Annotated in this window: 7 protein-coding genes; 2 read left to right on the forward strand and 5 right to left on the reverse strand. The window is 70.6% G+C overall.

Annotated features, from left to right (window positions below; all coding sequences use genetic code 11):
* On the forward strand, positions 1–1,147 hold a 1,147-nt coding region (locus tag D7W81_RS21870), incomplete at its 5' end, for a metal-dependent hydrolase family protein (RefSeq protein WP_147445579.1).
* A gap of 3 nt (positions 1,148–1,150) precedes the next feature.
* On the opposite strand, the gene D7W81_RS21875 is transcribed toward D7W81_RS21870, so the two are convergent.
* The 4 genes from D7W81_RS21875 to D7W81_RS21890 are packed head-to-tail and all read right to left on the reverse strand — an operon-like array spanning position 1,151 to position 11,614.
* Positions 1,151–2,896, reverse strand: a complete 1,746-nt coding sequence (locus D7W81_RS21875) for an acyl-CoA dehydrogenase family protein (protein WP_158621649.1) — start codon at positions 2,894–2,896, stop codon at positions 1,151–1,153.
* The gene (locus tag D7W81_RS21880) at positions 2,893–3,648 is read right to left on the reverse strand and encodes a thioesterase II family protein (protein WP_120557337.1); all 756 of its coding nucleotides are present in this window, start codon (positions 3,646–3,648) and stop codon (positions 2,893–2,895) included. Before D7W81_RS21880 ends, D7W81_RS21875 begins: the two co-directional genes overlap by 4 nt.
* On the reverse strand, positions 3,645–6,608 hold the full coding sequence (locus tag D7W81_RS21885) for a type I polyketide synthase (protein WP_120557338.1): 2,964 nt from the start codon (positions 6,606–6,608) through the stop codon (positions 3,645–3,647). The genes D7W81_RS21880 and D7W81_RS21885 overlap by 4 nt, the downstream gene beginning before the upstream one ends.
* A complete protein-coding gene (locus tag D7W81_RS21890) occupies positions 6,605–11,614 on the reverse strand; it encodes a non-ribosomal peptide synthetase (protein WP_244227347.1) in 5,010 nt (1,669 codons plus the stop codon). The genes D7W81_RS21885 and D7W81_RS21890 overlap by 4 nt, the downstream gene beginning before the upstream one ends.
* Between D7W81_RS21890 and D7W81_RS43575 the strand changes: the two genes are divergently transcribed.
* Positions 11,543–11,755 carry a hypothetical protein gene (locus tag D7W81_RS43575; RefSeq protein WP_244227350.1) on the forward strand — a complete coding sequence of 71 codons (213 nt, stop codon included), beginning with the start codon at positions 11,543–11,545 and terminating at the stop codon, positions 11,753–11,755. The two genes, D7W81_RS21890 and D7W81_RS43575, sit on opposite strands and share 72 nt — an antisense overlap.
* Positions 11,756–11,926: 171 nt before the next feature.
* Here the strand turns inward: D7W81_RS43575 and D7W81_RS21895 are convergent, their stop codons facing one another.
* Complete coding sequence (locus tag D7W81_RS21895; protein ID WP_244227346.1) at positions 11,927–13,999, reverse strand: RCC1 domain-containing protein; 2,073 nt, start codon at positions 13,997–13,999, stop codon at positions 11,927–11,929.
* Positions 14,000–14,108: the final 109 nt, after the last annotated feature.

The following is a 14,108-nucleotide window of genomic DNA, read 5'->3' on the forward strand; positions in this document are numbered from 1 at the left end:
GAAGGCGCCCGTGCCGGAAGGGGCCCAGGTGGTGGACCTGGGCGACGCCACGCTGCTGCCGGGCTTCATGGACGCGCACACACACCTGACGGTGGAGCCCGGGACGGACTGGCGAAAGGACCTGGTCGACAGCTTCCAGCGCACGATTCCGGAGCAGACGCTGGACACGCTGCCGTGGGCCAAGGCGACGCTGATGGCGGGCTTCACCACCGTGCGCAACCTGGGCGCGGAGGACTTCATCGACGTGGGGCTGCGCAACGCCATCGCGCGAGGCAACGTGGTGGGGCCGCGCATCCTCGCGGCGACGTCCAGCCTGAGCTCCACGGGTGGGCACTGTGACTATGGCAACTCGTTCCGCAAGGGCCTCCTGGCCCAGGATGCCAGCCGCGGCGTGGCGGACGGCCCGGACGCGCTGCGCTCCAAGGTGCGCGAGAACGTGAAGTACGGCGCGGACGTGATCAAGGTCTGCGCCACGGGCGGAGTGATGAGCCTCAACGCGGACCCCGACGCGCCGCAGTTCACGCAGGCGGAGCTGGACGCTGTGGTGGATGAAGCCCACGCGCACCGGCGCAAGGTGGCCGCGCACGCGCACGGCGCGGAAGGGGCGAAGCGGGCCATCCGCGCGGGCGTGGACTCCATCGAGCACGGCACGCTGATGGACGACGAGGGCGTGGCGCTGATGAAGCAGAAGGGCACCTGGTACGTACCCACGGCCTATGCATTCTTCGGAATCAAGGAGCTGGCGGACCAGGGCAAGCTGCCTCCGGACACCGTCGCCAAGCTGCGCGCCGTGGACAAGCGGCGGGAGCACGTGCTGCGCAAGGCGATCTCCCTGGGTGTGCGCATCGCCTTCGGCACGGATGCGGGGGTGTTCGCCCACGGTCGCAACGCACAGGAGTTCGCGCTGCTGGTGGAAGCCGGCCTGTCGCCCGCGGAGGCACTGCGCACCGCCACGGTGAACACGGCGGAGTTGCTGGGGGTCGCGGACCGGCTGGGAACGCTGGAGCCGGGGAAGGTGGCGGACGTCGTCGCCGTACCGGGCGATCCGCTGAAGGACATCCGCGTCACGCAGAAGGTCTTCTTCGTGATGAAGGACGGCGTCATCCACCGCGATGACACGGCGGCCTGTTCGCGCACCGCGCCGTGAGCATCACCGCCGGATGAGCACGTCGCTCAGCAGGAAGTCGAGCGTGTCTCCGGACAGCCAACGCTCGCTCACACCCGCGAAGTCCGGCTCCGCGTCGGCGTCGGCCTGACGCCAGAGGTCCTCCAGCCGGTAGCGGGCGGCGGTGCAATAGACGTCCGCCAGTGCATCCGCCTGCGGCTGTCCGCGCGAGGCCAGTGCCGCTGCGTGGGCCAGCGTGACGGACATCGTAAACAGCTCGTTGCAGAGCTGGTTCATCAGGATGAGCGTCCTCTGACGCGCGTACAGGACGCCCGCGTCCGGGTACCGGCGCGACAGGTCCAGGCTTCGCTTCGCGAGCCGGTGCACCTCCCGGGCCGTGTGCTGCAAATGCTCCCGGTTGCGAGGAGACAGGTGCTCCTCCACGGGCAGGGGAGCCGGGGGCGACTCCAGCTCCGCCGCATGCGAGGCCGACGGGTAGTAGAGGGAGAAGAGGCCTTCCCGCGCGGCCTTGTGGTCCACGAGGAAGTCCACGCCCCCCGCGACCCGGAAGGCACGGGCATCGCGCAGCGTGCGCTCCAGAGGGACAGGCGTGGTGCCCCGGGCGGCCTTGCTCTCCGCCGTCTCGTAGCCTTCGGCGGCGAGCAGCGACATCGTCCGGTCCGCGATGCGCGCGCACGTCAGGGACGCGATGTTCTTGGCCGCCACCTGTTCAAACCAGCGCAGGGGCAGCGTGTCCGCCGTCACACCCGTGAGACTCCACCGTGCCACGCTCTCCATGGCGAAGACCTCCGCCGCGGTGGCGGACACCTGACGCTGGATCTCATCGAAGTCACCGAGCCTGCGCCCCTGCGCGAGCCGCCGGTGGAGGAAGCCGCGCGACCACTGGAGGCACTTCTTCGAGAGCGCCAGCGACGCGGCCACGATGATGTACATGCGGCCCAGAGCGCTGAGCGGCTCCAGCAGCGGCGTGTTCCGCCAGTGCTCCTGCGCCATCGCGAGCATCCGCTCCTTCGGCACGCGCACGTTCTCGAAGCCGAGCGCGGCGATGGGGAGGCCTCGCAGGCCCATCAGCCCGTGCTCGGCGCGGACGTGGAAGCCAGGGCTGGAGGTCTCCACGAAGAAGAGGCTGATCTGTTCACGGCCGCCCTCCTGGAGCGTGGCGGTGACGTTCAGCAGATCCGCGATGGACCCATTCCCGATGAAGACCTTCTCCCCGTTGAGGACGTACGCCGTGCCATCCTCCGTGGGCACGGCGGTGGTGGACGCGCGCCGCACGGAGGCCCCGATGGGTTCGGTGTCGGCCCAGCCGGAGATGACTCCGTCCGCGACCCGGCCCCGGACGTAGTCCTTGAGGGGACCGTCCTGCACGGCCTCGATGATGGCGCCCGCGCCCAGGCCACTGTGGATGGCCAGCGTGTAGCCCACCGGCAGGCACACGCTCATCACGGCTTCGATGACGCGGAAGGTGTTCAGCATGGAGAGGCCCCGGCCTCCCAGCGCCTGCTCCACCTGGAGCTTGTAGTAGCCGCGTGAGCGCAGGGCTTCGCGCAGCTCCGGTGGGATGCGGCCCGTGCGTTCGATCTCGTCCGGATCCACGTGCGCCGCGAGGAACTGTTCGACCTCGGCGATGACAGCGTCGCCCTGACGGCGTTCCTCGGCGTCCTGTTCCGGGAACGCGCGGACAAGGTCCCAGCGGAGCTTCCCCGCGAAGAGCTGGCCCACGAAGCCCTCGCGGCTGCGGGTGGCGGGGTGCAGCGGCTCGTGGCTCATGGGGTGCTGTTCCTTCTGGAGAGGGTGTCCGCGATGAGGCGTAGCAGGGTGGACTTCGGCTCCGCATCGCGAAGGTAGAAGTGGCCCCCGGGCAGCAGGTGGAGCGTGAAGGGCCCGGTGGTGTGGATGCGCCATGGGTCCAGCTCCTCGCGGGTCAGGTCGTCGTGCGTGCCGCCCGTTACCGTCATGGTGCAGGGGAGGGGTGCACGGTCCTTGTGCCGGTGGGACTCCACGAGGAGCAGGTCCGCGCGCAGGCCCGGGAGGATGAGCTCGCGCAGCTCTGCGTCTTCGCGCAGCTCGTGGATCAGCTCGCCGTAGGTGGGCTCCAGGGCGGTGAGGAGTCCGTCCTCGTCCAGGTGGCTCGCGGGGATGCCACGCAGGGGAAGCTGTGGGGCCGGGGCTGCGGAGAGGAACAGCGCATCGGGTGTCACCCGGCCCAGGTCCCGCAGACGGCGGGCCGTCTCGAAGGCCACGAGCGCCCCCAGGCTGTGGCCAAAGAACGCGAAGGACGTCCCGAAGTCCACCGCGCGAACCAGTGCATCCACCAGCTCGTGCAGCCGGGTGAACGGCGCTTCTTCCGCCCGAGCCCCACGGCCAGGGAACTGCACGCCCCAGACCTCGATGTCAGGGAGCAGGTCCGCCCAGCGGACGTACTCGCCCACGGAGCCGCCGCTGTGCGGGAAGCAGAAGAGACGCACGCGGGCTTCCGGACGACGGATGCGGCAGGCGAGCCAGGCAGAGGTCGGGGTCATGCCGGGGAGGACTCCGCGATGAAGCGGGACAGCCGGGCCACGGTGGGAGCGCGGAAGATGGCCTTCACCCCCAGAGGCGTGGCGACATGCGGACGCAATCGCGCGATGAGCTGCGCGGCCATCAACGAGTCGCCCCCCAGCGCGAAGAAGTTGTCGTGGATGCCGACCCGCGCCAGCCCCAGGACCTCCGCGAACGCGGTGGCCACACGGCGCACGACTTCATCCCCGGGCAGCTCCGGCGGCCCAATCGTTTCGGGCTCGGACTGCGTCGGGGCGATAGCGGGCAGGGCTCCGGAGGCAGCGGGTGCTTCGACGAGGTAGCGCTGACGTTCGAACGGGTACGTGGGCAGGGGCACCCGGCGGCGGCGTGTGCCTCCGTGCAGTGCCTGCCAGGAGAGGTTCACGCCCGCGGTCCACAGGCGTCCGGCGGCGGTGAGGGCGCTGACCGCATCGGACATGTTGTCCGAGGGATGGGGGAGGGTGGCCACCGTGAGGTGCGGTCCCACTCCGGGGTTCTGGCGCGCCAGCGTCGCCAGCGTCCGTCCGGGTCCGACCTCCAGGAAGACACTGGCCGGTCCCGCGAACAACGTGTTCAGCGCATCGCCAAAGCGCACGGTGTGGCGCAGGTGCGCGGCCCAGTAGGCTGGATCCACGGCCTCTTCAGCTGTGACGGCCACCCCGGTGCGGTCGGAGATCCACGGCAGCCGGGGAGCACGCCGCTCAACACGCTGGACGCAGGCAGTGAACGCGGCCAGTGACGGCTCGACGAGCGGCGAATGTCCCGCCCCCGGAATACGCAGCAGCTTCGACTCCACACCGCGCTCCGTCAGCCGCGCTTGGAGCGCTTCGATCTCCGCCACCGGTCCAGACACCGCGCACTGCGCGGGCCCGTTCACGGCCGCCAGCGCGAGTCCTCCCTGAAGCAGGGGCGCCAACTGGGACTCGGGGAGTGGCACGGCCAGCATGGCGCCCGCGGGCAGACTCGCGAGGATGCGCGAGCGCTCCAGGACCAACCGCAGCGCGTCCTCCAGGCGGAACACCCCGGCCACCGTGGCCGCAGCATAGGCCCCCAGGCTGTGGCCCACCACCGCGGCCGGCTGCACACCCCAGCGCTTCCACAGCCCCGCCACCGCGTACTCGATGACGAACACGGAGAGCTGACCGGTGACGAACTCGCCCATCCGGGCGGAGGCCTGCGCCAGCGCGGCGGCATCCGCGGGGTCGGGATTCAGCACCGTCCCCAGGTCGAACCCGAGGAGCGGCGTCAGGTGCGCACGGCACGCGTCCACGGCGTCGCGGAACGCGGGCTGCGAACCGTACAACTCCCGGCCCATGCCCACGTGCTGCCCACCGTGACCGGGGAACATGAACACCACGGGGCGCTCACCGGTCTCGTGTCGCGCGAAGCCGTCCGGCTCCGCCAGGGCACGAAGCGCTTCGGCCGTATCCTGGCCCACGGCGAATGCGCGGTGCTGGTGCGCGGCACGTCCCACCTGAAGCGTCCACGCGGCGTCTCCCAGGTCCACCTCCGGGTGCGTACGCAGGTGCGCGCCAAGCCGCTCCACGGCACGGGCCAGCGCGGTGGGACCGAGCGCCGACAACACCAGCAACTGTGGGGAGCGTGAACGCGCGGAACCGGGCAGGGTGGGTGCCTCTTCCAGCACGGCATGCGCGTTGGTGCCTCCGATGCCCAGCGAGCTGACACCGGCCCGTCGTGGATGACCGCCGGTGTCCCAGGCCCGCGGCTCCGTGTTCACGCGGAAGGGGCCGCGCTCGAAGTCGATATCCGGGTTGGGCTGATGGAAGTTCAAGCTCGGAGGCAGCTTCCGGTGCTCCAGCGCGAGGACCGTCTTGATGAAGCCCGCGACACCCGCCGCCGCATCCGTGTGGCCGATGTTCGTCTTCACCGAACCCAACCAGCAGGGCTGCCCCTCGCGAGCACCGAACGCCTTCGTCAGCGCGGCGACCTCGATGGGATCTCCCAGCCGCGTGCCGGTGCCATGCGCTTCCAGGTAGCTGATGCTCTCGGGGTCTACGCCCGCGGCATGCAGGGCGATCTCGATGACACGGGACTGGCCCTCCACGCTCGGCGCGGTGAAGCCGATCTTCCCGGCGGCGTCGTTGTTGACGGCGGTGCCTCGGAGGACGGCGCGGATCGTGTCCCCATCCTCCAGCGCATCCGCGAGCCGCTTGAGCACCACGATGCCCGCGCCGTTGCTGCCCACCGTGCCCTGCGCACGCGCATCGAACGCCCGGCAGCGGCCGTCCGGGGACAGCGGCCCGCCCTCGCTGTAGTGACCGAACCGGGGCGGCACATGCACCGACGCACCACCCGCCAGCGCGACGTCACAGTCCCCCGCGAGCAGCGCCTGCGCGGCCAGGTGGATCGCGACCAGGGACGTCGAGCACGCGGTCTGCACGGTGACGGCCGGCCCGCGAAGTCCCAGCTTGTAGGCCACGCGGCTGGTGAGGAAGTCCACGCCCGTGGCCAGCCGGAGCTGCCAGTCACTGGCCCCCGCGAGCAGGTCCCGTCGAGTGCGCAGCGCGGACAGATAGTCCGTCTCGCTCCCGCCCGCGTAGATTCCGATGGCGCCCCGGTAGCGAGCCGGATCATACCCGGCGTCCTCCAGCGCTTCCCGAGCGCACTCCAGGAACACGCGGTGCTGCGGATCCAGCATCAGCGCTTCCTGCGGCGAGATGCCGAACGCCGCCGCATCGAACATGTCCGCATCCGCGACCAGGCCGAACGCGGGCACCGCCTCGCCCACGGCGCGCTCGGTGGGAGGTTCGGCGCAGGGCTGTCCGTCCGGACCGAAGAAGGTGATGGACTCGACGCCCCCGGCGAGGTTGGCCCAGAACTCCGCCGCGTTGGCCGCACCGGGAAACCGGCACGCCAGCCCCACCACCGCGAGGTGCGCCGAGCAATCTTCGTCTTCCATCAGGTCGAGCGACGCGCTCATTCCACTTCCTCGCGGGAGCGATCGGAGGACAGGCGTCCCTGACGGCCCAGCAGGCGCGCGCGTCCGGTGCGCCGTTGCTCCTGGCGCTGCTCCTGCGCCGCCGCGGCCTCACCGCCATCGTCCCGGCCCTGGAGATGGCCTGCGAGCGCGCGGACGGTGGGGAACTCGAACAGCGTCACCATGGGCACGTCATGGCCCATGCGGTGCTTCAGGAGGTACTGCACCTGGGCCAGCAACAGCGAATGGCCACCGAGGTCGAAGAAGTTGTCCTCCGCGCCGACACGCTCCAAGTGCAGCGTCTCGCACCAGATGCCGGCGATACGCCGCTCGTGCTCGTTCGCGAGCGGGACCTGCGGCGCCTGGGCTCCGGGCGAGGGCGCGGGCAGCGCGCGTTCATCCACCTTGCCGGAGTGGGTGAGCGGCAGCGCCTTCATCGCCACGTAGGCGGAGGGGATCATGTACGCCGGCAGCTCGCGAGCCAGGTGTTCCCGCAGCCGCGCCGGTGTGGGCAGGGCCTGACCCGCGCGTGGCACGAGGTAGCCGACCAACTGGGGCGAGCCACCGGGAGGGCTCCAAGCGCGGACGTGCGCCTCCGCGAGTGTTGGATGCGTGCGCAGCCGCACGGAGACCTCCGCGGGCTCCACGCGGAAGCCACGGATCTTGAGCTGCGAGTCCATGCGGCCCAGGAACTCGATCATCCCGTCCGGCCGGTACACGACCCGGTCGCCCGTGCGGTACATGCGCGCGCCCGGGTGTGGCGCGTAGGGGTCGGGGACGAAGCTCGCGGCGGTGAGGCCCGGGCGGTTCAGATAGCCGCGCGCCACACCGGCACCACCGATGTACAGCTCTCCGGCGACGCCCATGGGGACAGGTTGCAGCGCCGCGTCCAGGACGTAGGCCGTGGCCCCTTCGATGGGCTGACCGATGGCGGGAAGCGACTCCTCCGGCCCTGCGGGCAGCACCTCGCCGGAGGTGGCCGTGACGGTGGTCTCGGTGGGACCGTACTGATTGAACAGCCGCCATGGCAGTCCGGGCATGGGACGCGCGTGGAGCCGGTCTCCGCCCGCGAGCACCGTGCGCAGTTCGCACGACGCCTGCCATTGCAGGGCCAGCAGCCTTTCCGCGAGCGCGGTGGGCAGGTCCGTGAAGGTGATGCGCTCGGAGAGGAGCCAGGCCTGGAGCCGCTCCGGGGACAGGCGCACGTCCTGTCCTGGGACGTGCAGCGTCGCGCCCGCGGTGAGAGCAGGCCAGAGCTCCGCGACGGACGGATCGAACGCGGGCGAGTAGAGCAGCGTGGTGCGGCTGTTCGCCTCCAGTCCGAACGCGCGCCGGTGCCATCCGACGAAGTGGGCGAACGCGCCGTGCTCCACCACCACGCCCTTGGGAACACCCGTGGATCCAGACGTGTACATGACGTAGGCCCGCTGACCGGGCCGCACCTCCGTGGGCAGGCCACCCATGGGGGCACTGGCGCCACGGAAGGACTCGATGCGCACGCACTCCACCGTGGCGGGGAGTCGCTCCGCGAGCAGCCCGGTGGTGACCACCTGGCGCACGCCTGCATCCGCGAGGATGAGCGCGATCCGCTCCGCCGGATGTTCCGGATCCAGGGGCAGGAAGGCGGCACCGGCTAGCATCACGCCCAGCTCGGCCGTCACCAACTCCGTGCCACGAGGCGTGCAGACACCGACGACCGACTCCACGCCCGCGCCGTGCGAATGAAGATGCTCGGCGAGCAACGTCGCACGCCGGACCAGCTCCGAGTAGGTGAGGGTGCCTGACTCGTCATGCACGGCCACCGCGTCAGGGGTCCGCAAGGCCTGCGCCAGGACCTGTTGATGCACGGGCGGATCCGCGCTGACGGGCGTCGCGGATCCGTTCGCCAGGAGGATCTGCCGCTCCGCATCCGAGAGCAGCGGAAGACGCGACACGGGTGTGCCGGGGCTGGCCACCGCAGCCTCGAGCAACCGGAGGAAGTGCGCGGCCATCCGCTCCATCGTCGAGCGGTCGAAGAGGTCCCGGTTGTACTCCCAGATGAGCGAGATGCGCGCGTCACCGCGCTCCTTGTCCCCCAGGTACCGGCCGGCGTGCGGAATGGCGACGACGTCCAGGTCCACCTTCGACGACCCGTTGCCCCGCTCGAAGATGGTGCACGACGCATCGCCCAGCCGAGGGCTCCGCACGGCGGAGTCGTGGAAGCTGAACATGGCCTGCACGAGCGGGTTGCGGCTGGGGTCGCGCTTCACGCCCAGGCCTTCGATCAACTTGAGGAACGGATACGTCTGGTGCTCGGCCGCCGCCACGGTGAGGTCCCGAACCTGATGGACCAGATCGCGGAATGACGGCGCCCCGGAGACATCACACCGGAGGACCACGGCGTTGACGAACATGCCGACGACGCTCTCGATGTTCCGGACACCCGCCCGGGCCGCGAACGCCGAACCGATGCACAGGTCCTGCTCACCGGTGTAGCGATGCAGCAGCGTGGCGAAGGCGGCGAAGAGGGCGTTGAAGAGGGTCACGCCCTCCTGCTGGCAGAAGGCACGCAGGGCACCGGGCAGGGCGGGCTGCAGCTCCAACCGGAGCAGGTCGCCGTTGAAGGTCTGCACGCGGGGGCGCGGATGGTCGGTGCGCAGCGGCAGCACCTCCGGAGCACCGGCCAGCTGCTTCCGCCAGAAGTCGAGCTGGGCCTTCATCGCCGGACCTTCGAGCGCCTCGCGCTGCCACGCCGCGAAGTCGCGGTACTGCACCGGAAGCTCCGGCAAAGGCGAGGGCTCCCCGCGCAGATAAGCGTTGTAGAGCGCATCCAGCTCCCGCATCAGCACGGAGAAGGACACGCCGTCGTGGACGACGTGATGCTCCACGAGGACCAGTTCGTGATCGTCCGGGGTCAGGCGGATCACGGTCCAGCGCACCAGCGGTGGCTCGAAGAGGGACAGGGGTCGCCGGAGTTCCTGGCGCAGGGCTTCTTCACGGCGGTGTTCGCGTACGTCGGCGGGCAGTGCGGACAAGTCAATCAGCGGGACCTGAACCGGCGTCACGGGAAGGACGCGCTGCCATGGTCGGCCGTCGATTTCCTCGTAGGTCGTCCGCAGCAGTTCATGTCGCCGGGTGATCTCCGTCAGGGCGCGTTCGAGCACCGGCAGGTCCAGCCCGCCCAGCACACGCAGCGTCGTCTGCGCCTGGTAGGAGATGCTGCCGGGCGACAGCTTCTGGAGGAACCAGACCTGCTCTTGCTGCACGGACAGCGGTGCCCGGTCCGGGTCGGCGACGCGGACCACGGGAGGCAACACGTCCTTCGCGGGAAGGGCCCGGCGCGACTCCAGCACGTTCGCCAGTTGGGAGATGCGACGGTGGGCGAACAGCTCCGTCAGGGACAGCGGAAGGCCCAGCACCTCCGCGACTCGAGCGGTGATCCGCGTGGCCAGCAGCGAGTGGCCGCCCAGCTCGAAGAAGTCGTCCTCGATGCCGATCCGCTCCAGGCGCAGCTCCTCCTGCCACACCTGGACGAGCCCTTGCTCCAACCCCGTGCGAGGCGCGACGTACGCGCTGCTCCGGGTCGCGTGCGCGTCGGGCGTGGGGAGCGCCAGGACATCGACCTTGCCGGTGGAGCCCAGGGGCAGGGCGTCCACGACGACGAAGGTCCGGGGCAGCATGGCTTCGGGGAGCCAGGCGCGGAGGTGTTCGCGGAGCTGCTCCGTCCCGGGGACGGCCCGAGCGTCCTTCGGCGCGAACCACGCCACGAAGAAGACGTCCTGGCCCTCGCTCCGCGCCATGACGTGGGCGGCCCCGACGTGCGGATGGGTCAGCAGTGCGGCGGTGATCTCCGCGGGCTCGATGCGGATGCCACGGACCTTCACCTGACGGTCGGAGCGTCCATGGAACTCCAGCGATCCATCCGGCAACCGGCGGCCCAGGTCCCCGGTGCGATACAGCCGTTCGCCGCCGAACCGGGAGAACGGATCCGGAATGAACCGGTCCGCGGTCAGGTCCGCTGAGCCCACGTAGCCGCGAGCCAGCCCCGGGCCACCGATGAACAGCTCCCCGGTCTCGCCCTCCGCCACGGGCCGCAGCTCCGGACCGAGGACGTGGACCTCCACGCCATTGATGGGACGGCCAATGGAGGGCAGCCGTTCCTCGGACGATGCGTCACCGGGAGGGACGACACCGGACGTGCTGTAGATGGTGCACTCGGCGGGGCCGTAGCCGTTCACGAGTTGGAACGGCAGCCCGGGCCTGGGGCGCAGGTGCAGCCGGTCACCGCCGGTGAGCACCCAGCGCAGGGCGCAGGACTCCGGCCAGGGCAGGGGGAGGACACGCTCGGCCAGGGGCGTGGGCAGGAAGACGCAGGTGATGTCCCGGGCCAGCAGCCAGTCCTGCAGCTTCTGCGGCGACAGGCGCGTCTCCTCGTCGGGCGGCAGCTCCAGCCGAGCGCCCGCGGCCAGCGACGGCAGGAGGACCATGACCAACGCGTCGAAGCCCGGCGAGGCCACCACGCCAATGCGATCCGCTGGAGAGAGGCCGAACGTGCCGAGGTGGTACTCGGTGAAGGAGGACAGGGCCCGGTGGCTGATCATCACGCCCTTGGGCAACCCGGTGGAGCCCGAGGTGTGGATCACATAGGCGAGGTGATCCGGCAGGACGGTGACGCCCGGGCTCACGTCCGGAAACGACTCCAGCGACAGCGCCTCCGGCCCCAGGACCTGGATGCCGTCCGCCGCGAGCCGTTCCACGGCCTGCCCCGAGCCGATGATGAACCGGGCCCCCGCGGAGACGCACATGAAGCGCAGGCGCTCGGGAGGGGCGGACGGGTCCAACGGAAGCCAGGCCGCTCCGGCCTTGAGGACGCCCAGGACGGACGCCACCAGCTCCACGCTTCGCGGCAGGCAGATGCCGACGAGGACGTCAGGGCCAGCGCCCCGAGCCATCAGCGCATGAGCCAGCCGGTTCGCCTGCGCGTTCAGCTCGGCATGGGTGAGGGAACGGCCTCGGGAAGCGACGGCAATCTGGGAGGAAGGTTCGGTCGCTCGTCGCTCGACGAGCTGATGGACGGGGGGCAGCAAGAATCCTCCAACCGGCCCCCGTCCGAACAAAATCAAGCGTTTAGCGGATTTGGGCCGTTTTCAGGATTTTACATGACCCGGTGACACACCGTGAAACAGGCCTGTTGTTACAAGGCCCACGGCCGCCCGGCGGAGGCACCGCCCACCCTCCGATTCCCAGAGGCGCACGTCCGCCTGTCCTGGGGCCTCGCGCAAAGCCTCGCGACACCTCCGGCAGCCATGGGCCGGTCGTCCGGCCCATGCCGCGCCTCCCAATCACCAGACCCGGGCCGGGTGCCTCTGCCATCCGTTGGCGCCATTCCCGAACTGGCCATCGCGGTTGCTGCCCCAGGCTCGGACAGTGCCATCGTTCATCCTCGCCAGTGAGGCGGCGCTTCCCACGGCCAGGGATGCCACGCCGGAAAGGCCCGGCACCGGCGTGGGCGTCCAACGGTCGGTGGTGGTCCCATCGCCCAGCTGCCCGCTGGCGTTGGCCCCCCAGGCCCAGACGCCGCCGTCCTGATTCACCGCCATCGAGCGGACACCGCCTGCGGCCAGGGCCACCACGCCGGTGAGGCCCGGCACCCGCGTGGGCGTCAGCCGTTGGGTATCCGCCCCGGCGTTCCCCATGCCCAGCTGTCCGTAGAAGTTCGAGCCCCAAGCCCAGACGGTGCCGTCCGACTTCAGCGCCAACGAGTGGGAATCGGCTGCGGCCACGGCCACCACGCCGGTGAGGCCCGGCACCGGCGTGGGCGTCGAACGGTCGGTGGTGGTCCCATCCCCCAGCTGGCCGAAGAAATTGTCGCCCCATGCCCAGACGGTGCCGTCCGACTTCAGCGCCAACACATGGGATGCGCCCGTGGCCAGGGCGGACACGCCCGACAGGCCCAGCACCGGCGTGGGCGTCCAACGGCGGGTGGTGGTCCCATCCCCCAGCTGGCCGTAGGAATTGTTACCCCAGGCCCGGACCGTTCCGTCCGACTTCAGCGCCAGCGAGTGGACACTGCCCGCGGCCAGGGCCACCACGCCGCTGAGGCCCGGCACCTGCTTGGGCGCCAACCGCTGGGTGTCCGTCCCATCTCCCAGCTGGCCGGAGGAGTTGTCGCCCCACGCCCGGACCGTGCCGTCCGACCTCAGCGCCAGCGAGTGGAAACTGTCCGCGGCCACCGCCACCACGCCGGTGAGCCCCGGCAGCTGTGTGGGCGTCAACCGGAAGGTGTTCGTCCCATCTCCCAGCTGGCCGAAGAAGTTTTCGCCTCCCCAGGTCCAGACGGTTCCGTCCTTCTTGCGCGCCACCCCATGGTGGGCGCCCAGGGCCAGTTGCTGGCAGTCCGTGAGCAGGGAGGGCACCGGGGTGACGTACTCGCTGGAACTCCAGCCCCAGGCCCAGAGGGTGCCATTCTGCTGGAGCGCCAGCGCATGGTCGGCGCCCGCCGAGAGTGCGGACACGCCGGTGAGGCCCGGCACCTGCGTGGGCGTGGACTGGAGGTCCCAGACGGTGCCATCGGACTTCAACGCCATCGAGTCCCCGTTTGCCTGGGCCAGGGCCGCCACGCCGGTGAGTCCTTGTATCCGCTGGGGTGTCTCGCGGTTGCCGCCCCAGCGCCAGGCAGTGCCGTCCGGCATCCAGGCCAGGGAGCTGTCACCTCCCGCCGCCACGCCCTTCACTCCGGTGAGCTCCAGGACCTGCGTGGGCGTCCACTCGGTGTCGGTGAACGTCCCAACGCCCAGTTGGCCCTCGGCGTTGGCCCCCCAGGCCCAGACGGTGCCGTCCGACTTCAGCGCCAGCGAGTGGTCACTGCCCGCGGCCACCGCCACCACGCCGGTGAGCCCCGGCACCTGGGTGGGGGGAAGCGGGGGACTCGTCCCGCCGCCCAGCTGGCCGTCGTAGTTGGCGCCCCATCCCCAGACGGTGCCGTCCGATTTCAGCGCCAGCGAGTGGATCCTGCCCGCGGCCAGGGCCACCACGCCGGAAAGGCCCGGCACCTGCGTGGGGGTAGGTCGCGGGGGGCCCGTTCCGTCCCCCAGTTGGCCGTTGCCGTTGCCACCCCAGGCCCAGACGGTGCCGTCTTCCTTGAGCACCAGCGAGTGGTCCCTGCCCGCGGCCAGGGCCACCACGCCGGAGAGGCCGGAGGACACCTGGATGGGCTCCATCCGGGGGATGGTGGTCCCATCGCCCAACTGGCCCTGGCTGTTGGTGCCCCAGGCCCAGAGAGTGCCGTCCGCCTTCAGTGCCAGGCTGAAGCCATGGCCCGCCGTGACGTGGAGGACGGGGACGCCCGCATCGGCCGGTGTCCCCGCGTCCGGGTCGTCCGGCGTTCCAGAGTCCGCCTGCGAACCTGCGTCCACGTGGCCGGGAGGACTGCCCGCATCCTCGTGGGTCCCAGCCTCGCTCCCGGCACATCCGGCCAGTGCGACCCCCAGGGCCAACACCAGGATCCATCGCCAGCTTCTTGCT

Source organism: Corallococcus aberystwythensis (assembly GCF_003612165.1).
GTDB classification, from domain to species: Bacteria; Myxococcota; Myxococcia; order Myxococcales; family Myxococcaceae; genus Corallococcus; species Corallococcus aberystwythensis.